The following is a 22,529-nucleotide window of genomic DNA, read 5'->3' on the forward strand; positions in this document are numbered from 1 at the left end:
GAAGTTGCTTAGCCATAATTTAAACCTCCTTTATCGAAAGAAGGTTTAAATCATAGCGTGTCCAAAAAGTCCACTTTTAAACTTTAAATCATTGAATAATAGTCCATTTTTAATTTTTAGTTGACAATTTGGATGAAGATATTTGACAAAAGTATTAATTGTAATTATATATATAGTGTAACTAAATATAAGGGTTTATGAGATTCTTAAGGGAAATAAAAAGAGGGTCAACAAAGTTTTTGATTCTATCTCTTCTTAAAGAAAAGGAAATGTATGGGTATGAGCTCTTAAAAGAGATCGAGAAAAAATCAGGAGGATATTTTAAATTGGATGAAGGTACTCTTTACCCAGCTCTTCACAGCCTTGAAAAAGATGGATTTATTGTGAGTTCATGGAGGAAAAGCCAAAAAGAAGGCCTTCCTGACAGAAAATATTACTCGATAACAAAAAAGGGAATTAAATTTTTTGAGGAAACATCAAAGGAATGGAATCAGTTCGCTAAAAATCTTTCCCAGTTTTTGTTTACCAGAACCGTTTCAAATAAAATTATAGATCATAAATATATCCATGAAATGAAAACTTTTAAGGTGATGAGTTTGTAACTGGACTTGAAATAAGAAGGATGAACAATGTATGAAAAAATAGATAAATTTCTTAAAGAATTTTTCTCTGATGTAAATCTTGAAAATAATAAGGCTTCTGAGATTCTTTTTGAATTCAAATCCCATCTTTATGAATCTTCAAAAAATCTGGAAGAGGAAGGATGGGGTCATGAGGAATCCCAGATAGAATCAATAAAGAAGCTTGGTAATTTAAAGAAATTGAAAAGGAGATTACTCTGGATTCATGGGTTTGGGAGGCTTTCTGGGAATATTTTCAAGGATGTTTTCCTTGCAATTTTACCTTTTTTCCTATTTTCAGTCTTATTTTTAATCGACTTAATAGGGATTTCAATTTCATTTTTACCACGTAAAACTCTATGGGATTCGTATCATTCTTTTCTATTACTTTTAGTTATATTTGTAAGCTTTTATGCCTATAAAAATGGAGCACCTTTGTGGACGATTCCGTGGCTGGGTTTTTTAAATGTTTTGTGGATATTGATTGGAAGTGTGCTTTTTGTTCTGTTTTTCAAAATCGCGATTTTTTACTGGCTTGTCTTGATAATTTTGTCTTTTATATTTATTTTCTCCATTTATTTTGTTTCTAAAAGAAATTTTTATCTGCTTCCCCTTTATCTTCTTCCACTCGCGTTTCCTTGGATAGCCTCTGCTTCAGATGAAATAGTTCCTCCAGTTAGATTTACCCTCCAACTCTCTGTTTCTTTATTTTGCATTTTTGCAAGCGGAATTTACATAATTTCAAGATTAAAATATTTAAAAACAGTATTAGTTTCAGGGTTTATATTTTACTCTATTTTATATTACTATATTCTATTTGAAGCACCTTTAACTTTCACAACGGGAACAAACTTTATTGGAATCATTCCAGCTGCAATGGGGTATATTTTACCTTGCTTGATTATATCTATCTCTCCCATGTACATATTGATAAAGAAAAAGTTCTCCATCCTTTAACTAATAAACCAGAACTTTTAAGAAGGCACAGACTCTATGGAGGATTAAATCTTCGATTTTAAAATAATTTATTTATTCTTTTATCTTCTTCTATCTCTTTCAATTTAATAGGTTCCTCAGGAAAAGCCTCCAATTTCAGAATAATTCCTTTGCTTTGGAAATAAGGAAATTTTTTTCGATATTTTAAAAAATAATTAGTTCAATATAAAAAAGATTCAATGGAAAATAAAAAAATTTTAAATGAAGAAATAATGTTTAAAGACATGTTTGAAGTAAAAAATATAACCCCCAATATAAATGAATTTATCAGAATTAGAATGAATTTTTGTTTATAAAATTCTATAATAATTTATAAGGAAATATAATTTAAAACTCATTGGACAAAATGGAAGAAGCGATTCTTTATACAAAGCTTTCTGATGGCAAAGTTCAGTGCAATGTTTGCATAAAAAGATGCGTCATCAAGGAAAAAAATACAGGACATTGTGGAACGAGAATTTATAGAGATGGAAAACTTTATTCTTTAATATATGGAGTTGTAGCCTCATGGGCTATATCTCCCATTGAGAAAAAGCCCATGTATCATTTCTATCCTGGAAGTTTATGGCTTTCGCTTGGCTCTTACGGCTGCAATTTCCGATGTCCTGGTTGCCAGAACTGGGACATTTCTCATGTTCAAATCGGAAAAAATAAAAATCCAGAAAAAAAATTATCTTTTGGAGAATATGTTTCACCTGAAGAACTTATCAAAAACGCAATTAAACATAATTGCAAAGGAATTTCCTGGACTTACAATGAACCTTCCATCTGGATAGAATACATCCTTGATGGAGCAAGATTGGCAAAAGAATCTGGCCTGTTAACTAACCTTGTTACAAATGGCTCAATGACAGAGGAAGCTCTTGAGATTATATCGCCTTATTTAGACTCAATGAGAATTGATTTAAAAGGTTTCAGTCAAAATACCTACAAAAAAATTGCTCATATAAAAGAATTTTATCCAATATTAAATCTTATAAAAAAAGCAAAAAATGAGAAAGGAATTTTTGTTGAGATAATAACAAATGTGATTCCAGAATATAATGATAAAGAAAATGAGTTAAGAGAAATTGCAAAATGGATAAAGGAGAATTTAGGCGAAGAAACCCCATGGCATGTAACACGTTTTTTCCCTTATCTAAAGCTTTCTCATTTAACTGAAACCCCTATAATTAACCTTGAAAAAGCAAGAGAAATTGGGAGAGAAGCAGGATTAAAATATGTTTATCTTGGAAATGTACCTGGCCATCCAGGAGAAAATACTTACTGTCCAGAGTGCGGAAGAATGATCATTCAAAGGTTTTCCCTTTCATTATTCGAAATTAATTTGAATGGAAATAAATGTTATTTTTGCGGTAATGAAATCCACGGAAAATTTTAAAATAAGAAGAAAATAAGAATTTATTCTTGATTTCTTGCTTTTTTAATATTAATATTTAACTGGAGGAAGAAATGAAAAGGAAAATAGGCACATTGATAGATGATACAATATTTTCTGCTTTAAAAATCCTTGCGGCAAAGGATAAGAAAAAAATATCAGAAGTTATTGAGGAAGCTATTATTTTATATTTAAAAAAAAGAAAAAAAGGGGTAGTTGAAAAATCAGAAGGAGCAATTAAGCTACCTCTTGATATAGTAAGAGAAGTTCTTGAGGAAGAGAACTTCTATGAAACTTGATGATATCAAATCTGGCGAAAAAATTTTTATCGACTCGAACATTTTTATCTATCATTTCTCTGGTGTCTCAAAAAGCTGTAAAGAGTTTTTAATTCGTTGTGAAACCGGCGAAGTTTATGGTTTTGTTTCTATAAATATTTTACTTGAGGTTATGCACAAACTAATGCTTGCTGAAGCTTTATATAAAAAATTAATTACGCCTGGAAATTTAGTCCATAAATTGAGAGAAAATCCTGATATTGGAAAAAAGCTTTCTGAATATCAAAAAAATACGATGAATATTTTAGAAATGGGAGTAGAAGTCATTCTATTCCATGAGGAGATTTTAGAGATGAGCTTTGAATTTCGCAGGGATTATGGCCTTTTAGTAAATGACTCGATTACTTCTGCCATGATGAAAAACTCAGGGATTTTAAATATCGCTTCTTCTGACAAAGATTTTGAAAGAGTTAAAACTTTCAAAGTTTACCCCCCTTCAGATGTTTAATTAAATTGAAAGCGAACCTATGGAAGATATAATTATAATTATGATAAAGATTTAAAATTTTATTTTTTAATAGAGGGAGGGATAGGTGAAAAAAATCTTTTTTGTTATTTTTTCTATGTTTTATTTATTGTTTGTAAGTTTACTATTTTATGGCCAGGAAAGACCTCTAAATTCAATTCCTCCTGTGAGTACCTATTCAATTGTTGCTTATGACCCAGCCACAGGAGAACTTGGAGTTGCAGTTCAATCACATTGGTTTTCAGTTGGTCCTATTGTTCCATGGGTTGAGGCTGGCGTTGGAGCTGTAGCAACCCAGTCCTTTGCTGAGGTTTCTTATGGTCCCCTTGGTCTTGAATTAATGAAAGCAGGAAAATCACCTGAGGAAGCTCTGAAAGCTCTTGTCTCAGCTGATAAGAGGGAGGATGTGAGGCAGGTTGCGATGGTGGATGCCAAAGGAAGAATAGCAGTTCATACTGGAAAAAATTGCATTCCTGAGGCAGGTCATTACACAGGAAAAGGGTTTTCATGCCAAGCAAATCTAATGTTAAAGAATACAGTGTGGGAGGCAATGGCAAAAGCATTTGAAAATACAAAAGGAGAATTAGTTGATAGGCTTATGACAGCTTTGGAAGCTGCAGAGGCAGAAGGAGGAGATATCAGGGGTAAGCAATCAGCTGCTATAGTGGTTGTAAAAGGAAAACCAAGTGGATTGTGGTATAAAGATAGATTGTATGATTTAAGGGTTGAAGACCATCCTTACCCTTTACCTGAGCTTCGAAGACTTATAAATTTAAGTAAAGCATATTCCCATATGGACAAAGGAGATGTTTTCCTGACTCAAAATAATATAAAATCTGCGATGGAGGAGTATAAAAAAGCAATGGAAATGTATCCTGAAAATTTAGAGATGGCTTTCTGGCCAGCAGTCACAATGGCAAATCTCGGCAAGATACAGGAAGCCCTTCCTCTTTTTAAATATGTATTTGAAAAAGATTCAAACTGGGTTATCCTTGTTAAAAGGCTTCCAGGATGTGGCCAGCTGCCAGATGACCCTGAAATTATGAAAAAAATTCTTTCAGCTGCCCCTAAAAAATAAACAAAGTTATTAGCTTTATTATTGACTTTAATTCATTTAAATTTTTCCCATTGTAATTTGGCAATAGCAGAAGGAACATGGACCAGATGGCATTTATGACAACTCTCCATTCCAATGCCCATAGCTAATTCTTCAACTACTTTTGGGTCAACAGAAGGTGCACTAAGTGCCTGACCAAGTTTATCTATCATATCCTGAACGCTCTCATCAGTATAATATTTTCTCTCTGTATTATGGCAATTCAGACAGGTTTCCTTGAGTGTCTGAAACCTTGCGTTAACTCCTTGAAATTGCTTTCGGGCGTTTTCCTTCTGGTTCTGCTGAATGTCTAAGAGAATTCCTACAAAGCTTGTATCGAGGTATTGCATGAATCTGGTAAAGTTAACTTCTTCATTAGTTAGGGGGTCTTTAACTTTTATCCCAGAGAAATCCTGCCAGTGGTACTTCCATTGAACCTTGGGCATATTAACAATATGACAGTCAGTACATATATTTCCTACCCTTTCATATGCTAGCATTACTTTTCCTTGGTCTCCAGTCTTTAAAGCTGCTCCGAGTTCCTCAACCGGTTCTATGGGAAAGTATTTTTCCCATTCAGGCACCAATTTTGAATTCTCAATGTATTGAGCTTTAAAATTTTCAAAATTGACCATAACATTCTGAAAGTCATTCTCAGTTAAATCTGAAATAATTCCAGAAAAGAAAGTTCCCATCTCTTGCATCTTTAACGTAAATATAGGTTGTTCAGCTTTAGGAGGGAAAAGATTGTCAAGGGAACCTGGTGGTGGAGAAGCGATTGCCAAGAGTTCTTCTTTTTCTTGTTTAGACTTTTCTGTTTTCGTAGCTTTTTCTCCTGTAAATCCCAGAAAAATAGTCAAAAGCAAAACAGCCCCTAAAGCCAATACTAACGATGATTTTTTCATAATTTACCTCCTTTTATTTAGAATCCTTCTCATAACGCCCTTCTCGGCGTTTACATAAAAAACATTATTTCACCCTTTGCTTAACCTCACTTACTTATAATCCCCTTATGATTAATCAGGGAGATTAAATAAGTGCATTCATTATGAGAAGTATGGAAAACTCTATGAAATTAAGGATTAATATGAGGTCTCCTTTTTCTATTTATTTCGATTTGTTATTATTATTAATTTTAGGAAAAGTAAATTCAATAAATCCTAATTTCATTATTGGGGTAATAATAAGATAAAAAATAAAATTTGTCAATAAAAATGTTTAGACACTTTAAAAAATAATTTTCTGGAATTTAAAAGTTTATAAAAACATTTTATAAAAAATACTGTTGAAAAATAGAAATTAGAAGAATAGAATTTTTAAAATGGGCTGTTTGAGCTGGATATTTGTTCTGTTTGCTATTGGAGCAATTTTTATAGGTTTTCTGTTTCACATATTCTGGGTATTGGCTATCATTTTTCTTCTTTTGGCTATTGTGTTTAAGAAGAAATGAAGATTCATTAAATTTATGTTTTTATGAAAATTTGATTAAAAATAATTTTAAAATCTCTAAAAATATTTAAGATTTAAATGAGGGCGATTAAATTAGCTTGAGTTAATTAATATTTTGAAAGGGAGGTTAAAATGAAAAGAGAAAACTTTTTAAGATTCTCACTTATTTTTAATCTTGTGTTATTCTTTTGGTTAAATTTAGCTGTTTTATTTTCACAAAATGAAGAAGAAATTTCCAAAAAACTCATCAAAGAATACACAACAGATCCATCATTTCTAAATTCATGGGTTGACTATATTCCCTTCTCTAAAACAGTTCCCACTCCCTATAAAGTTTTAGGCTACATAAATGGAACTCCAGGAAAGCTCACTTATTATGATGACATTTACAAATATTTTAAAATCCTTGCGGATAAATCAGATAATGTAGAATTTTTTCTCATTGGAAAAACAGATGAGGGAAATGAAATGTTTGTTGTTGCGATTGCAGATAGCAAGACGATAAAAAGTTTAAAAATTTATAGAGATTACTCTTATCAACTTTCAGATCCAAGAAAAACAGATGAAGTAAGAGCCAAGCAGATTATAAAAAAAGCAAAGCCAATATATTACCTGACAGGAGGTCTTCATTCTGCAGAAACAGGTAGCCCTGAGATGCTCACTGAATTAGCATACAGGTTAGCAGTCTCAGATGATGAGAAAATAAAGAAGATAAGAGAGAATATAATTACACTGATTACCCCTGTTCTTGAAATTGATGGATGGCAGAGACAGGTTGACTGGTATTATCGCCATACAAAAAAAATTGAAAAAATTGAGGATATTCCAATGATAACTTCTCCTTTCTGGGGAAAATATGTATTTCATGATAATAACAGGGATGGAATCCAGATATCTCAGAAGTTGACTAAAAATCTTTATAAAGCATTTTTTAACTGGTATCCGCAGGTAACCCATGACCTTCACGAATCCCTTCCTCTCCTCTATGTTTCAACAGGATATGGTCCATACAACCCAAATTTAGACCCAATTTCAACTCAAGAATGGCAGTGGATTGCCCAGTATGAAGTTACTGAGCTTACAAAGCTTGGGATGCCAGGGGTGTGGACATGGGCATTTTTTGATGGATGGTATCCAGGGTATCTGCTATGGCTTGGAAATAATTACAATGCGATTGGAAGGTTCTATGAGACTTTTGGAAATGCAGGTGCCAACACCTATGAAAGAGAGCTTAAAGAAAAATTCATGGGAAAGCCAGTTACAACAAAAGAGTGGTACAGAGCCTATCCTCCTCCAAAAAAGGTTAAGTGGTCTCTCAGAAATAACATTAATTACATGCAGAGTGGAGTTATCGCAGCTTTATATCTGACTGCCCTAAACAAAGAAACAATCCTGTATAATTTCTGGAAAAAAGGGTTTAACTCATATATGAAGGGAAAAACTGAACCCCCTTATGCCTGGGTAATTCCTTCAGGACAGAAAAATATAAATGCAGTGTATGACCTTTTGAATTTATTGCTTGAGCATCGTATCGAAGTTCATAAAGCGAATGAAAAGATTAAATTAAAAGATAAAGAGTTTCCAGAGGGAAGTTTTGTCGTAAGGATGGATCAGCCTTATAGAAACCATGCAAAAAATTTGCTTGAAATTCAAGAGTTTCCAAAAGATGCAGCTACAATTCCCTATGATGATACAGGATGGACTTTGGGATTTCTGTATGGAGTTGCAACAGAAAAAATCGATGATCCAGATATTCAGAAGATCTCAATGTCTCCTGTGGAAGAGCCTCTTATGTATAGAGGAAAATTTATTAAAGTAGATAATCCAAATTTTTACATAGTGAAAAATAATGGGTCAAACACAATGATATCTGCCAGGTATGGATTGAAAAAATACAAAATTTTTGTAGCTGAAAAAGAATTCACGATAAAGAATGAAAATTACCTTGCAGGAACATGGATAATTCCAGTAAAAAATAATCCTCCTGAGTTAGAAAATGAACTTAAAGAAGCTTCAGAAAAATTTGGCCTTGAAGTTTCGAGTTTAGAGAATAAATTAGAAGTTCCTCATCATGAACTGGACTTACCAAGGATAGGGGTTTATCATACCTGGCTCTATCCCCAGGATGCAGGTTGGGTTCATTTTACATTTGATAAAGCAGGTATTCCATATAATTTAATAAATGATGAGAGATTAAGAGAGGGGAATCTAAAAAAGGATTTTGATGTTATCATCCTTCCAAATCAATGGGGAAATTTAACATCATTTCTCAGAGGAATTTCCTCAAAATATTCTCCAATTGCATATAATAAAACGAAAGAGTTTAAACATTTAGGAGAAGTTGATAGTTCAGATGATATAACTGGAGGTATGAAATTAGAGGGTTTTTTAACTTTGGAGAAATTTATAGTTGAAGGAGGTGTTCTTATTGCTTTAGATAATGCCTCAAGGTTGCCCATTGAACTGGGTTTTGTGGATGATATATCTCTTGTTCCTTCACCAAAGCTCCAGTTAAAAGGTGCAATTGTAAAAGGAGAAACTTTTAAGAAGGAACATCCAATTCTTTATGGCTGTCCTGAGGAAATATCTATATTTAAAGGTTCAAATTCAATGTTTAAAGTTAGCAAGAAAGCTCTTAAATACATCGTGCTTCAATATGGGACTAAGGAACCTATTGGATACGAAGAACAGGAAGACTATTACTCTCGATTATATTATGGAGATTTCGGAAGTAATATGGAGGATGGTTTAGATATATCTGAGCCTCAAGAAGAGATTAAAAAGCCAGAGCAAAAGTCTCCTGTCTGGTTGAGCGGTCTTGTTAAAAATGAGCAGGAACTTGATGGAAAAGTAGCCATTATGGATGTTCCTTTTGGAAATGGACATGTAGTTTTATTCAATTTCAATCCCCTTTATCGGTATATGAATCAGTGTAATTTTAATTTTGTTTATAATGCTATATTGAATTACAACGATATGAAAAATTAGATTCCTAAAATTTTAACATTGAGATAATAAAGGAGCCTATTTCAATCTTTTTTCAACTTTTTCCCAGTCGATGTTTTTAAAAAATGAGGAAATGTAATCTGCCCGCTTTAGTCCATAATCAATCATAAAAGCATGTTCAAAGACATCCATCACAAGAATGGGTTGACAGCCAGCCATATGACCTGTTTCATGTTCATTTATCCATTGATTGAATAGCTTTCCTGTTTTATCATCCTGGTATAGAATAACCCAGCCAATCCCCCTCATCGCTCCAGTTGCTTTAAAATCATTTTCCCACAACTCATAGCTTCCAAAATCTTCTTCGAGTTTCTTTGCTAATTTACTGTTTTTTTCAATTAGCTTTTCCCCTCCTAAATTTTCAAAATAATACTCATGGAGTCTCATACCATTGAATTCAAATCCATATCTTCTTTTCAATTCTGCATATTCAGGTATTGCAGTTTTTCCTTCTTTTAACATCTGGGAAAGAATGTCACTGAGTTTATTTGTGTTTATTACATATCCCTGGTAAAGAGTGAAATGATTCTTTAATAAAGTTTCGCTAAAACCTTCCATTCCGATTAAATTTGAATAATCTTTTGCTTCGTATGTCATTCTTCCTCCTTTTATCTTTTTATATACTCGATTAAATTTACTTTTTCCAATAAATTGAAGAAATCTTCAAAATATTTTAAATTCTGCTCTCCGTATTCTGCACTAACTGCATTGTAAATTTCTAAAATAGATCTTTTTCCGTCCATAAAATTTGAGGCTTCGTAAATCGCATGTCCGGATAATTTTATTTTTTCTCTTACGTTAACTTCCTTCAATTTATCCTCTAAAAAACTGATATTTAACGGGCCCTTCCACCATTCTGTTCTTTTTGGAATAATCATAGAAGCCTTTTTCTCTTCAGGCGTTAGTGAAATAATAGGGGGTTTTATGTTTAATTTCTTACAACAAATTTGATATAGATTTTCAATTTCTTTTTTAAAAATTGTTTCATTAGAACTGAGATTCTCGATAAGATTTTTAATTATATTTTTTGATTCAACATTTTTTGTAAATTGAACAGTTGACAGAATTGAACTTTTTTCCCGAAGAAAAGAGTGGTCAAGAATATTATAGAGCTGCTTATAATATAAGAAAAGCTCATCAGAGTTTTTACTTAAATATAATTTTCTAATTCCATCGTTCAAATTTTCTCTTATCCTGAGCAATCCATTTTTGAATATCTGATGACTCATCCATATTGCTTCGTCATCTTCTGCATTTGCAATCGTCCAGATTGAGAGGGCTGTTATAAGGCAGACTCTTTTCAGTTCTGTGGGGTCAGTTACATCAGGAGTATCCTGACTTGTATGATGGAATGGATCAGGCCAGTGTCCAAACATAACAGAAGGAATACTTATTGATCCTTCGGTTAAAATATAATGGTCACTTCCTCCACTATAAGGAAGAATTCTGAAATTAAAAGGGCTGTTATTTCCTCTCAATGATGTTATGTTTAGCTTATCCGTGAGTAAAGTGTAATATTCCACAAGGTCATTTAAAAATGTGGGCATAGAATCAGGGGTTTTTGTAACGTTGAAAGTGGAATCTGTAATTTCTAAATTTTCACCAATCATATCAAGGTTTATAGATGCAATTGTATTCTTTTGGAATTCAGGATGGGCTTTTATGTAAGCAATTGTGCCGCTCATCTCTGGGACCCACATAAAACGGATTGTTCTTTTTGGATAATTAATCTTTTTTTCATCGATAAGTTTCTTTATCGTTCTTGCAATTTCTAAAGTTCCAGCACTTCCAGAAGCATTGTCATTTGCGCTTGGCTTTGGATGGCATAGGTGTGCAATTATTAAAACTTCTTTTTCTGGATAAACATTTCCTGGAATTGTTGCTGTAAGAACTTCAACCTCTCCTCTATAAATTTCAGCGTCAACTTTAGCATGTAAGACTACCTTTTTCCCGCTCTGAAGAAGATTTTTGAGCATTGCTCCCTGACTTTTACTTACATTAAATGCAAACCTGGTTTTGTCTTTTTCACTCAGTCTGACACGCAAAGAAGTATATCTGACAAGTTCAGGATGTTCTTTTCTTACTTCCATTGGATAATAAGTTACTATACCAGTGGCTCCTCTTTTCATTACTGCTTCTCTGTGAACATCTCCTGAGTATCCTGTTGCTAAAACAATTTTTCCTTTTACATCTTTTCCTTCATATTCTTCAGGATTTAGACCTGTTCCCACGTCGATCAATTCAGACTTTACATTAGCGCTTCTGCTCAATGTTGCAAGTACATTTGGATTTTCTTCATAATCACATAATTTTTGTTGAAATGGTTCTACTAACCAGAGTTCTGCACTTTTTGCTTCCCAGCCAGGAGGTGTCTGCAAAGTGAAATAATAAGTATCTCCATCAGATGGCCATCCTTCTAAAGATATATTTTCAATTCCATATCTTTTTAATTCATTCTGAATGTAAATAGCAGCGTCATGCCATCCTCTTGAAGCTTGGATTCTGTGAAACCTTGAAATCATTATAACCTCATCTTTAGCTCTCTCTCCTGAAAGTTCATTGATGAATTCATCGATTATCTTTTTCGAAATGATTTCCTGTGCGGTTAGAAATGGAAATGAAGAAGAAAAAAGAAAAATAATGACAAATAGAAATGAAAATAGATTTTTTCTCATTTTTACTCCTTAAATTTAATTTTTAACTTAATTATTTTCCTCAATATTTAAAAAATCATCAAGGAAAAACTTATTCTATAAAATCAACTCGAGAAATAGTATATTTAAAAAAAATCAAATTTCAATTATATTATTTAGGATTTTAAAAAATATAGCGATTTTGTTGGTATATGGAGTTAGGATTGAAATGAAATTTAGAAATGGAAAAATTCTGATACTCATTTTTCTTATTATTTTTGTCCAAATTCCTGTTAGATCTGTTAATACTAATTTCAAATTTTTTTGCCCTTTATCTCATTCCCATTCATTGATCATAGAGGGGATATTCAATATGTTATTTTTTATTTCTGAAGATCTGAGTAACTCTATCGTATTAGCAGATGAAAGATTAAAGTTGGGAACCACAACCAGTGTGGAAAATTCAGGGCTTCTTGATGTAATTATTCCTCCTTTTGAAAAGAAAAATAAAATAAAGATAAGTGTTATTGCAGGTGGTTCTGGACAGGCTTTAAAACTTGGAGAGAGTGGTGATGTGGATATTATCATTTCCCATGCTCCTGAATTAGAAAAAGAGTTTATCAAGAAAGGCTTCGGAATTAAAAGAAAGATTTTTATGAAAAACGATTTTGTGATTGTCGGTCCTTCAAATGACAGAGCAGATGTTAAAAGAGCAAAGAATGCAGTAGAAGCCTTTAAAAAAATCCTGTTAAATAAATCTAATTTTATTTCGAGAGGAGATAAATCGGGAACTCACATGAAAGAAATTTCCATATGGAAAAAACTCAGGATTTCTAAGCCCTATGGAAGCTGGTATCAAGAAGCAGGGAGGGGAATGGGAGAGACTTTGATAATTTCTAATGAAAAAAATGCCTACACGATTACTGATAGAGGAACTTATCTTGCTTTAAAAAATAAAATTTCATTGCAAATACTTTTTGAAGGTGATGCTTCCCTTGATAATCTATATAGTGTTATCACTGTTAATCCAAAAAAATTTAAGTATGTTAAATATGAGATTTCATGTAAATTCATTGATTGGCTGATATCCAATGAATGCCAGAAGACCATTGCTAATTTTAAAGATAAAAATGGGAATCAACTTTTTGTTCCATTATTTTTTAAAAAATAAGAATGAAAAGATACTTGTCAAATATTTTGATTTATGTTGGAACAAGTAATTTAATACAAACGCATTATATATTTTGTAGGGCAACCCTTCAGGGTTGCTTAAGGCAAGGCTAAAGCTTTGCCCTACGTGTCAATTTATCTATTGTGTTTGTATTAATTTTTATGATTTATCAGGAGGAAAAATGGAATTTATATGGGAAGGAATTTCAACTGCATTCAGACTTATAATTTCATTGGATAGAGAAGTATTTGAAATAGTAATTTTTACATTATATATAGGCTTAATCGGAATTCTAATTTCTTCATTGATGGGAATACCCATCGGTTTATTTTTGTTTCAGAAAAAATTTCCTGGAAGACAGTTTTTCTTAGTGATATTGAATACATTAATGGCATTGCCAACAGTCGTTGTGGGTTTAACTCTTTTTTCAATTTTGTCAAAAAAAGGTCCTTTAGGTAATCTTGGATTGTTGTTTAGTCCCGGGGCTATTATTTTAGGCCAGGTATTGTTAGTGACGCCATTAATTACAGGTATTTCATTCAATGCTTTTCAATCAATAGATAAAAGGGCAATATGGACTGCCAAGAGTTTAGGAGCGAATGGTTTCCAAGTTTCTTTAATTATATTGAAAGAGGCAAAGAGCATGTTACTTTTATCTGTAGTAGCTGGATTTGGAAGGGTAATCTCTGAGGTGGGAGCAGCGATGATGCTTGGCGGTAACATAAAGGGATACACAAGAACGATAACAACAGCAATAGCCCTTGAAACAGGAAAGGGAAATTTTTCTCTGGGCATTGCCCTTGGAATAATTTTAATGTTTCTTGCATTTTTAGTTAATTCTTTTCTTACAAATCTTCAAAAGCAGAGATATTAATGGGTAGGATATTTCTTCAAATCAAAAATCTGATTAAAGTTTTTAACGATAAAAAAGTTCTTGAGATTGAAGAGATATATTTTGAGAAGGGAAAGATTCATATTATAACGGGACCCAATGGAGCAGGGAAGACAACCCTTATGAACATTCTTAGTTTTTTAAATGAACCTGATTCTGGTGAAATAATTTTTGAGGGGGGATCTTTTAATTATTTAAGATTAAAAAAAAGAGAAATTATGCAGAGAATGGCATTTGTTTCCCAGAATCCATATATTTTTAAAACCTCTGTTAAAAAAAACATTGAATATGGATTGCGTTGGAGAAATTTTCCTGAAGAAGAGATAGAAAAGAAAGTTAAATCTATAATGGATAAATTAGAAATTACCCATCTTGAAAAAAGAAAACCTAAGGAACTTTCAGGTGGAGAAATACAGATGATTGCCCTGGCAAGGGCACTGGTTTTAGAGCCTGACATTTTATTTCTCGATGAACCAACCGCAAACATGGACAAGAAAAATGAAAGATTGGTGGAATCCATAGTAAAAGAAACAAATTTGGAGAGAAATATCACTGTATTCTTTGCAACCAACAATCTACACCAGGCTTATCGAATTGGAGACACGGTCATTACGCTTATCAATGGAAGAGTTATCTCTAAGCTGTTAGAAAATCTTTATAAAGGAATACTCATAAAAGAAAATGAAAATTACTTCTTTAAAACAAAAAAATTAAAAATTTCAGTCCCTCCCCGAGTTGAAGAATCTCAATTCACAAAGCACATCTCAATTGCACCAGAGGATATATTAGTCTCGCGCACACCAATAGAGTCAAGCGCGAGGAATTCTTTTAAAGGTAGAATAGTAAAAATTGAAGAAGAAAAGGATGCTTCAGTAAAGCTTTTAATAGATGGAGGAGAAGAATTCATAGTTAAAATAACAAGACTATCTTTTAATGAAATGAGATTAAACTTAGGAGAGGAAGTTTATTTAACTTTTAAAACCTCTTCAGTAAGATTTATTTGAATCTTAATTACCTAAATTTTTACTTATTTTTACACACTACATAAAATAAAGGATAAAATAGTTAAATAAAAAATAGTAGTAGGGCAAGCCTTTAGGCTTGCATATTTTTTGAATTAAGCAAAGCTAAAGCTTTGCCCTACAAGGGGTGTTATCATCAATACTATGTGTTTATTATCGTTAACTCTAAGTTGTTGTATGTATTTTATACAATAAAATCAAAAATATACTATAAACACTACAACTGAGAGCTGAAGAATTCTTGTGGAGTGTATAAAAATTAATAAAAATTTGGGTAATTAGAAAAATAATTTATTTAATAAACCCCGAGATATGCTTACAAAATGTTTTTCTCTATTTTAAATCCAATATATTTCTATAAGCTTCCATATCCATAAAGCCATGACCTGAAATATTTACTCCTATTACTTTTTTTTCTCCGGATTCTTTGCATTTCAAGGCTTCATCTATTGCGCACGTAATTCCATAGGAGGATTCAGGGGCTGGAAGAAATCCCTCAGATTCAATGAAAATTTTAGCTCTTTCAAATACATATCTCTCATCCTGAGGATAAGCTATACTTTCTATAAGTCCTAAATGTCTAAGTAAACTTATTATTGGAGCAGAGCCATGGTATCTCAACCCATCAGCTCTTATGGGCTGCATTTCTGCCCTATGGCCAAGGGTATACATTTTAAGAAGAGGAGTAAGCTCTCCATGGTCAGCAAAATCATATTTATACTCTCCCTGAAGATTCGGTGCAGCCTGGCTCTGGGCTGCGATGAATCTAATCTTTTTTCCTTTTTTGAAGACATCTTTGAAAAATGGTAAAACAAAACCTCCAAAATTAGACCCTCCACCAAGGCACGAAGTTAAAATATCCGGGTAATCTTCAAATTTCTCAAACTGTTTTTTTGTCTCCAATCCTATAATTGTTTGATGTAATAGAACATGGTTAAGGACTGAACCCAGACAGTAAATTGTGTCAGGATTTTTCTGAGCATCTTCAACTCCCTCAGAAATTGCTATCCCTAAGGAACCAGGGTGATTTTGATTTTTTTCATAAAGTTCTCTTCCTATATCTGTCTTTGGGCTCGGTGATGCATAAACCTCTGCTCCCAATAATCTCATGAATGTTCTTCTGTCCTGTTTCCAGTTGTATACAGCTCTTACCCAGTAGATTGTGCATTTCAATCCAACAACGCTTGCAGCATATGCAAGGGCTGTTCCCCATTGCCCTGCACCTGTTTCAGTTGTTACTCTTTTGTACCCTTCTTTTTTTGCATAATAGCATTGGGCTAAGGCTGTGTTTACTTTATGGCTTCCTGTAGGACTGTAGAATTCAGCCTTGTAATAAATTCGTGCTGGCGTATCAAGTCTCTTTTCAAGATTTTTCGCCCTGAACAGCGGCCTTGGTCTTCCTGCTTGCTGATAGAGTTGTAATAATTCTTCAGGGATGTCTATACCTCCTTCCTGGGCAAATTCCTGGTTTAAACATTCTGAAAGTAAGATATTTGGAAGATTCTTTATCCTTGATTCTCCTTCATCAGGATCTTTTGGGGGTGGAAGAGATTCTGGTAGATCAGGGAGTACGTTATACCATTGCTTTGGCATTTCATCTACAGCTAAATTAACCTGTCTTAATTCTTTCATCAATCCCTCCAGCCCTGCATTATAATGGCATATATTTTTGTTTTCAAGGAATATTATATTTTGGAAATGTAAGGTTTTATAGTGGTCAAAAATTTTTAGATGCTTAAATGTTAAACAGATATGTAAATTTCAACATAAGGGCACGATTGTTAGTTTTAAATGCCTTCCCATTCTTGCTCAATTCTTCATTATACACAAGAAAGAAGTCACTTCCTGGTGTATGGATAAAACTCAAAAGAAAGTTCCCGATAATAGCATTCTTGTCACTATTCCACTGGATGAATGCTTTAGCAAAGAGTTTAGGAGAGAATGTGTAAAGAATCCTCGTTCCGATAATTTCTGTCTTAAAATTGCCTGATTTAAGTTTCACATCATTATGATCGTAGAGAAGATTAATTGTAAGATGAGCTCCCAATTTTAAATTAGTACCAAATCCATATCCAGTAATATTTCCATCATAAAAATTGCCCTTGGTGAACTTTATCTTCCCTGAAATTGCTTTACTTTTATCAGATTCAAACTCACTGTAAAAATTGTTAAAACGGTAACTTCCAGATTGAATGAATATACCCTCATGGATTTCGAACCTTTCCTTCAGGAATTCATAGTTCTGGACAAAAATCCCTAAAAAGGTGGCGCCATTTTGGAACAAAGAGTAAAAGCCTGTGAAATTGGTTCTGGTTTCCAATTTACCTTGTTAATTGGCAAAATAGTTGAAATCGTTAAAAAAAGAAACCTGTCTAATATTTAATATTTTAGGACGGGGTGAAATGCCAAAGTTAATCTGGGTTTTACGAATGCCTGTTCTCGGCATAAATCCCATCTCAGGGTTGAAATTATCCTGGATTGTATTTTGTGATAGAAAGATTGTCCATAAATCATCGTTATAGAAAAAATCTCCGTAAGCTGCAAAATCGTTTCTGTTTTTTTCTAAAGAAAATGTTTTTGCCAAAAATCCACTTATTTGTGCATTTCTACTCAGAAAAATATTTGCATCAATACCCACACCACGATTGAAGTCTTTGCCATCCAAGGAGTCTTTATTTAAACCAATGAATCCCATAAATGAATTAGTCAGAATATCCTTTTTAACCCTGAGCACGCTAAAATTTGTTCTGGGGATAGCTATGTACTCATCATTGTCATTCGTATAACTTGTACGTTTTGCAGTAATATTCAGAAAACCGAGATTAAAGCCTCCTGTTTTTCCTGTCATCTTTAAACCGCCGAGAAGCGGAATAGGTCTGTTATCCTCTGAGAGGCCAATCCGTCGGCTAAAAAAAAGAACGCTTGCCGGTATAACAGGTGAAAAGGTTCTCTCACCAAAGCGAAAAATGCTTGCTCCCTCAAGAAAAAAATCTCTTTTCTCAGGAAAAAAGAGTTCAAATCGGGTGAGGTTGACTTGTTCCTGATCAGCCTCCACCTGAGCAAAATCAGTGTTCCAAGAAATGTCCATTGTAAGGTTGGAAGTGAGATGATACTTAAGGTCAATTCCAAAATTGAGTCTTCTATCATAATTATGACTTTCAATAAAATCACTCTGGACACCAGTAAGAGTATATGGCTTAAGTTCCAATTTTTTCGGCTGTCGGAGATCTCGAATACCCGTTAAATGACCGTAAGCAGAAACACGATACTTACCCCAGTAACCATAGTCCCTTAAAATTGGAGAGAAGAAGGCCTCCTCACGTTTGCGTGGTATGTAGCGACTGAGGTTAATTCCCCAGATTATATCTTCGCTCTTGTGAAATCTCAGGGTTTTGAAAGGAATGGAAATTTCTGCTGTCCATCCTGCGTTGTCGATACTTGAGGCATTTTCCCAGACTCCGTTCCAATCCCAATTTTGACCCTCATCTGGAACATCAGCCATTATAATTCCATCCCTTTGTGCACCTAAAGGATTTGTACAAAAGTAGAAAGCACTGCGATGGTCATGATAAGTGTCAAGGTATATCTCAATGCAATCATTATTCAACAGATCTATATCTCGGCGCATTTCATTGGCAACAATCTTACTCACCTCTCTATCCAAACACCGAAATCCAATGTAAAGATTATCATCGTCATACATAATGCAAACTTCTGTTCTCTCAGAAACTGGTTCTCCTTCTCTTGGCTCTCGCTGAATGAAGCGATCAACTACCACAGCTTTTTCCCACTCTTTTTCATCGAGTCGTCCGTCAATATGAATTGCGCTCTCAATCTTAATTGACATGGTGGATAAAGGTACAATTGTAGGAGTGTTTTTTTTATTCTGTGCATAACCCATTTTCACTGGCATAGAAAAACCTATCAACACCAGGGGAATAAAGAAAATAAGCCTTATCCTTATTCCTTGCATTCTATCATTTCTTGATTTCGTTCTCACCCATCTCCAAAATAAAACAAATATGATAAGGTTTAAAAACGACCCCAGAATCCCTCTTTCTGGATCAAAGAGGTGAGGAGAAGCAATATCAAGTGCTCCAGTTTTCTCACCATAACCATAAAATGTATACGAAAGAGAGTTCCATAATGCATGGGAAACTGAGGGAGGAAGTAATGATCCAGAGATATAACGAAGCAACCCAAAGATCAAACCAATAAGAAACATGTTTCCAAGATATACTGGAACAACAGCTTTTGGAAGAGAAAACACCATGATGGTCGTAGCATAATGCCACAAAGAAAAAACTACACTCGTCCATACCAATCTAACCCAGAGTTTAGGACTGTTTTTTTCTAAAATTCCCCATAGCCAGCCACGAAAGAATCCCTCCTCTGTTAGCAATGCACCAACAACGGTAATCGGATTAAACAAAACCAAAATACGTGTGACAATAGTAGTAACTGAAATATTATTTGCCTGAATGCTTCCAGTTAGCCAAACGATTAAACCAGTCACTCCCATTACCGCAATAGGATAGAAGAAAGACAATATATAAGCATGAAGATTTCCCAATCTAGTGCCTATGTCCTGAGCCGATAACCGCGTTATAACCCATAACAACAAAGTTAACGGGAGCAAAGCTAATGCATAAAAAATTTGTTTTCTGGTAAGAATAGTGATAATAGGGGATATGGCTAAAGCTGCGATACTACCTACTATTGGCCATACCCAGCTGCTTCGTTTCTCACTCATTATGTGTTACCTCCGTTTAAAATGGCTATTAATGTCTCCAGACTTTAAAGAACAGTTGAAAGGAGAGAGAGCCGCAAAGCTTGGGTTATTTCCTATACAATTCACTATGAGACCTTATTGGATTTTAGGGATCAAGGCTAATGAATTCAGTAGGGCATGTAACAAGATACTGGTATAAACACTCCCTGTCCACAGAACCACTCCTGCAAAGATGAATCCCATGAGAGTTCCATAGAGAATCATCCAGGGTTCCCAGTGGAAAACACCCGTAAGGATGGCAGAAACAATCAGGGCTGGTAGTGGACCAAAGCGTTCTAAGAAGCTCCGAAAGACAAAACCCCTAAATAGGAGTTCATCGGCAACAGGGGCCGTGGCCACTGAAAGTAAGACCACCAAAATGAACTCAGAAACATTCTCGAACCGCACAAGATCAGCCATCTCAGCTAATAGATCAGGTGGCAGCGGAACAACTCGCTGTAAAACCATAGCACTCACCAGAGCAACACCAAAGCCGAGAGCAACAACAGGCAATGCTTTTTTCCAAGAGGGGCGATAGAATCCAAGGGTAGATTGAGGGGATAATCTGAGAATTCGAAGAGTAACCCAGAGGGGAAGGAGGATCGACACCAAAAGTGTAAGAATCTTAGCAATCTTCAGAGTGACACCTGTAAGATAAAAAGCCTTGATGCTCAGGTCCAACCCTTTATGTAAGACCAATGCGATAAGTACTATGATTATCGCTATCAACGGTAATACTCTTTCATATTTTAAACTCATGTTAACCTTTCCAAGTTATGTTAAAGCCCATTAAAAAATTATAAGTTGAGACACTTTCGAAAATCCTCCAATGGGTAAAGGCGTGGGTCAAGGCCAAGAGTTGCCAAACTGATGATTTTTCCTTTTAACCTTAAACTCTTTGGCCTCTCGGGAGAATAACGTAAAAAAGTTTCATACAGTTTCTTGGCTTCGGAAGATGATGCTTTTTCCCAGGAAATAACACTTTGTTTTTTTGGGTTATAGGCAACTTCCTTATGCCGTTTTTGGACGATATTGTAAGAGCCTGGCTTGCTCTGGAGATACCCCTGGGCTTGCAATTTGGCATAAGTCTGGTATACCGTTGAGCGATTGACTCCAAGTTTTTGGGCAAGACTTCGGGATGAAGGTAAGGATTTTCCCGCATCGAGGGTTCCCTGGTTGATGAGGTTTTTTATTTCTTCAATAATTTGCTTGTACAGGGGAGTGGAGCTGAATTTATCAATTCTTAAGATCATTGTAGTCTCGTTAATTTCTGTTCCACGCTGAATATACGCCTTGAATTGGTGGTCATCAACAGCCAATTTTATAAAAAAATAAACCGGCCAATCTCAACTTTTTAAATCAAGATCAATGGATTACTTGCAAAAATATTGATTAATCTATAAGGAAGGGGATTCTGAGCTTAACCATTTAGTTAAAAGATAGGGTTTATTTTTTTCAAAAATTTCTGCATCCTGATGGACAATTTCCTCCGCTTCAATATCATTCATATCTTTTGTCCTGTTTACAAAAGATGCTACCTTTGCATAGTAAAGAGGGCTCATTATCTCAACAAGTTTATATCTGTCTTTTTTCCACGTATGAAATGTTACTAAGAAATCGTACAATATTTTTGCCCAGATTTCTGTTTCTATATAGAAAGTAGAATTCTGAGTGTTATGTAATTTTTTAAGATATTTAAAACTTTCAGGGTTAACAATTTTTTCCCATAAGACTCCGAAATGGTCAAACCCTTCTTTGTAATTATCTATCAATTTTTCTAAATTAATCGAAAAAGGAGAAGGTTCTATCTGCTCCATCTCTCCAAATACAGGAACTGATTCACTTTTTTCAATCTTTGACCAGTAATTATAATATTGCTCGATTAGATTGAAAAGAGTGTGAACAACCTGCCTAAACATAGCAGCCAATGTATCACTCGGATCTTTTACATCATGGATTTTAACTCCAAGGTATGACTGACAAATTGAAAAATTGTTTACGATGGCATTGATTGTAAGCCATATATCAATTCCATATCTTGCAACATCAGTTGTCCATACATCCTGTTGTTCCAGATATTTAACAAGAGGTAAAGAGAATCCAAATTCTCCTCCGATAGGCTGTCTTATCTGTTTTCCGAATAAAGCTCTTGTTAGGACATATACGATGTTATTTGTAATCGTTCCATCATATTTATACCTGCTGTATAAAGGGGCGACAAAATGAAATCCATCTTTTAAAATAGGATCCAGAAGATTCTTTATCCATTCTGGTTTGATACTTCTTAAATCAGCATCGAAGATAGCAACAGCCTGAGCCTTTAAGTTTCTTGCAGCCTCGAAAATAAGTCTTACAGCACTTCCTTTTCCTGGAATTCCCCGATAAATGGTTATCAGCCTTTCCACATAAGGTCTTATACTTTTTTCTAAAGCGACTTCTCTCGTATCATCAGTCGAACCTCCGTCTGCGATAATGATGAGAGCTTTTTTCTCAGGAAGATATTTGGCAACCCCATCACTTATAGTGTCTTCTACAAAACTGATTGTTTCATCATTGTTAAAGGAAGGAATGCCAACTACAACATCAACATGTTCAATTCTTTCTATTCTCCGATTTGACCATCTACGGAGAGCGGTGTTAAATTTCATTTTAACTAAAAATTATATTCTAAATTTTTGTTGATTTCAATGA

19 protein-coding genes are annotated in these 22,529 nt (G+C 34.1%); 10 read left to right on the top strand and 9 right to left on the bottom strand.

Features of this window, described 5'->3' with window-relative positions; all coding sequences use genetic code 11:
- Positions 1-197: 197 nt before the first annotated feature.
- From AB1410_02755 to AB1410_02780, 6 genes are all read left to right on the top strand, one after another.
- Positions 198-602, top strand: coding sequence for a PadR family transcriptional regulator (locus AB1410_02755; protein ID MEW6455623.1), 405 nt, complete (start codon positions 198-200; stop codon positions 600-602).
- Positions 603-629: 27 nt separating this feature from the next.
- On the top strand, positions 630-1,577 hold the full coding sequence (locus AB1410_02760; protein MEW6455624.1) for a hypothetical protein: 948 nt from the start codon (positions 630-632) through the stop codon (positions 1,575-1,577).
- A 385-nt stretch (positions 1,578-1,962) separates the two neighbouring features.
- A complete protein-coding gene (gene amrS, locus AB1410_02765) occupies positions 1,963-2,997 on the top strand; it encodes an AmmeMemoRadiSam system radical SAM enzyme (GenBank protein MEW6455625.1) in 1,035 nt (344 codons plus the stop codon).
- A gap of 71 nt (positions 2,998-3,068) precedes the next feature.
- Positions 3,069-3,293, top strand: a complete 225-nt coding sequence (locus tag AB1410_02770; GenBank protein ID MEW6455626.1) for a ribbon-helix-helix domain-containing protein — start codon at positions 3,069-3,071, stop codon at positions 3,291-3,293.
- Complete coding sequence (locus AB1410_02775) at positions 3,283-3,780, top strand: PIN domain-containing protein (protein MEW6455627.1); 498 nt, start codon at positions 3,283-3,285, stop codon at positions 3,778-3,780. The genes AB1410_02770 and AB1410_02775 overlap by 11 nt, the downstream gene beginning before the upstream one ends.
- Before the next feature lie 85 nt (positions 3,781-3,865).
- On the top strand, positions 3,866-4,876 hold the full coding sequence (locus AB1410_02780; protein ID MEW6455628.1) for a DUF1028 domain-containing protein: 1,011 nt from the start codon (positions 3,866-3,868) through the stop codon (positions 4,874-4,876).
- Between the two features lie 32 nt (positions 4,877-4,908).
- Here the strand turns inward: AB1410_02780 and AB1410_02785 are convergent, their stop codons facing one another.
- Positions 4,909-5,799: a hypothetical protein gene (locus AB1410_02785; GenBank protein ID MEW6455629.1), complete on the bottom strand. Its 891-nt coding sequence runs from the start codon at positions 5,797-5,799 to the stop codon at positions 4,909-4,911.
- Positions 5,800-6,475: 676 nt separating this feature from the next.
- On the opposite strand from AB1410_02785, the gene AB1410_02790 reads away from it, so the two are divergent.
- Positions 6,476-9,331 (top strand): M14 family zinc carboxypeptidase, encoded by a 2,856-nt coding sequence (locus AB1410_02790; protein ID MEW6455630.1) that lies wholly within the window; start codon positions 6,476-6,478, stop codon positions 9,329-9,331.
- Positions 9,332-9,367: 36 nt separating this feature from the next.
- On the opposite strand, the gene AB1410_02795 is transcribed toward AB1410_02790, so the two are convergent.
- Entirely contained in the window at positions 9,368-9,946 is a 579-nt protein-coding gene (locus AB1410_02795) for a Fe-Mn family superoxide dismutase (protein ID MEW6455631.1), read from the bottom strand.
- An 11-nt stretch (positions 9,947-9,957) separates the two neighbouring features.
- A complete protein-coding gene (locus AB1410_02800) occupies positions 9,958-12,024 on the bottom strand; it encodes a DUF4910 domain-containing protein (GenBank protein ID MEW6455632.1) in 2,067 nt (688 codons plus the stop codon).
- A 331-nt stretch (positions 12,025-12,355) separates the two neighbouring features.
- On the opposite strand from AB1410_02800, the gene AB1410_02805 reads away from it, so the two are divergent.
- From AB1410_02805 to AB1410_02815, 3 genes are all read left to right on the top strand, one after another.
- Complete coding sequence (locus AB1410_02805) at positions 12,356-13,153, top strand: substrate-binding domain-containing protein (GenBank protein ID MEW6455633.1); 798 nt, start codon at positions 12,356-12,358, stop codon at positions 13,151-13,153.
- A 181-nt stretch (positions 13,154-13,334) separates the two neighbouring features.
- Entirely contained in the window at positions 13,335-14,027 is a 693-nt protein-coding gene (locus AB1410_02810) for an ABC transporter permease (protein MEW6455634.1), read from the top strand.
- Positions 14,027-15,049, top strand: a complete 1,023-nt coding sequence (locus AB1410_02815; protein ID MEW6455635.1) for an ABC transporter ATP-binding protein — start codon at positions 14,027-14,029, stop codon at positions 15,047-15,049. Before AB1410_02810 ends, AB1410_02815 begins: the two co-directional genes overlap by 1 nt.
- Before the next feature lie 351 nt (positions 15,050-15,400).
- Here the strand turns inward: AB1410_02815 and AB1410_02820 are convergent, their stop codons facing one another.
- The 6 genes from AB1410_02820 to AB1410_02845 form a co-directional block, all read right to left on the bottom strand.
- A complete protein-coding gene (locus AB1410_02820) occupies positions 15,401-16,699 on the bottom strand; it encodes a TrpB-like pyridoxal phosphate-dependent enzyme (protein ID MEW6455636.1) in 1,299 nt (432 codons plus the stop codon).
- Positions 16,700-16,802: 103 nt separating this feature from the next.
- Positions 16,803-17,387, bottom strand: coding sequence for a hypothetical protein (locus AB1410_02825; protein ID MEW6455637.1), 585 nt, complete (start codon positions 17,385-17,387; stop codon positions 16,803-16,805).
- Positions 17,388-17,396: 9 nt separating this feature from the next.
- Positions 17,397-19,820: a DUF5916 domain-containing protein gene (locus AB1410_02830; GenBank protein ID MEW6455638.1), complete on the bottom strand. Its 2,424-nt coding sequence runs from the start codon at positions 19,818-19,820 to the stop codon at positions 17,397-17,399.
- 114 nt (positions 19,821-19,934) lie between these two features.
- Positions 19,935-20,597, bottom strand: a complete 663-nt coding sequence (locus AB1410_02835; GenBank protein MEW6455639.1) for a CPBP family intramembrane glutamic endopeptidase — start codon at positions 20,595-20,597, stop codon at positions 19,935-19,937.
- Between the two features lie 38 nt (positions 20,598-20,635).
- Positions 20,636-21,091, bottom strand: a complete 456-nt coding sequence (locus tag AB1410_02840; GenBank protein MEW6455640.1) for a GntR family transcriptional regulator — start codon at positions 21,089-21,091, stop codon at positions 20,636-20,638.
- A 144-nt stretch (positions 21,092-21,235) separates the two neighbouring features.
- Positions 21,236-22,486 carry a glycosyltransferase family 2 protein gene (locus AB1410_02845; GenBank protein ID MEW6455641.1) on the bottom strand — a complete coding sequence of 417 codons (1,251 nt, stop codon included), beginning with the start codon at positions 22,484-22,486 and terminating at the stop codon, positions 21,236-21,238.
- Positions 22,487-22,529 lie beyond the last annotated feature (43 nt).

Source organism: Acidobacteriota bacterium, from assembly GCA_040756905.1.
Taxonomy (GTDB): domain Bacteria; phylum Acidobacteriota; class Aminicenantia; order JBFLYD01; family JBFLYD01; genus JBFLYD01.

What these genes read in the sequence shown, in the direction of transcription:
- AB1410_02755 (MEW6455623.1), top strand. Translation starts at nt 198, where the DNA reads ATGAGATTCTTAAGGGAAATAAAAAGAGGGTCAACAAAGTTTTTGATT.
- AB1410_02760 (MEW6455624.1), top strand. Translation starts at nt 630, where the DNA reads ATGTATGAAAAAATAGATAAATTTCTTAAAGAATTTTTCTCTGATGTA.
- amrS (MEW6455625.1), top strand. Translation starts at nt 1,963, where the DNA reads ATGGAAGAAGCGATTCTTTATACAAAGCTTTCTGATGGCAAAGTTCAG.
- AB1410_02770 (MEW6455626.1), top strand. Translation starts at nt 3,069, where the DNA reads ATGAAAAGGAAAATAGGCACATTGATAGATGATACAATATTTTCTGCT.
- AB1410_02775 (MEW6455627.1), top strand. Translation starts at nt 3,283, where the DNA reads ATGAAACTTGATGATATCAAATCTGGCGAAAAAATTTTTATCGACTCG.
- AB1410_02785 (MEW6455629.1), bottom strand. Translation starts at nt 5,799, where the DNA reads ATGAAAAAATCATCGTTAGTATTGGCTTTAGGGGCTGTTTTGCTTTTG.
- AB1410_02790 (MEW6455630.1), top strand. Translation starts at nt 6,476, where the DNA reads ATGAAAAGAGAAAACTTTTTAAGATTCTCACTTATTTTTAATCTTGTG.
- AB1410_02795 (MEW6455631.1), bottom strand. Translation starts at nt 9,946, where the DNA reads ATGACATACGAAGCAAAAGATTATTCAAATTTAATCGGAATGGAAGGT.
- AB1410_02800 (MEW6455632.1), bottom strand. Translation starts at nt 12,024, where the DNA reads ATGAGAAAAAATCTATTTTCATTTCTATTTGTCATTATTTTTCTTTTT.
- AB1410_02805 (MEW6455633.1), top strand. Translation starts at nt 12,356, where the DNA reads ATGTTATTTTTTATTTCTGAAGATCTGAGTAACTCTATCGTATTAGCA.
- AB1410_02810 (MEW6455634.1), top strand. Translation starts at nt 13,335, where the DNA reads ATGGAATTTATATGGGAAGGAATTTCAACTGCATTCAGACTTATAATT.
- AB1410_02815 (MEW6455635.1), top strand. Translation starts at nt 14,027, where the DNA reads ATGGGTAGGATATTTCTTCAAATCAAAAATCTGATTAAAGTTTTTAAC.
- AB1410_02820 (MEW6455636.1), bottom strand. Translation starts at nt 16,699, where the DNA reads ATGAAAGAATTAAGACAGGTTAATTTAGCTGTAGATGAAATGCCAAAG.
- AB1410_02830 (MEW6455638.1), bottom strand. Translation starts at nt 19,820, where the DNA reads ATGAGTGAGAAACGAAGCAGCTGGGTATGGCCAATAGTAGGTAGTATC.
- AB1410_02835 (MEW6455639.1), bottom strand. Translation starts at nt 20,597, where the DNA reads ATGAGTTTAAAATATGAAAGAGTATTACCGTTGATAGCGATAATCATA.
- AB1410_02840 (MEW6455640.1), bottom strand. Translation starts at nt 21,091, where the DNA reads ATGATCTTAAGAATTGATAAATTCAGCTCCACTCCCCTGTACAAGCAA.
- AB1410_02845 (MEW6455641.1), bottom strand. Translation starts at nt 22,486, where the DNA reads ATGAAATTTAACACCGCTCTCCGTAGATGGTCAAATCGGAGAATAGAA.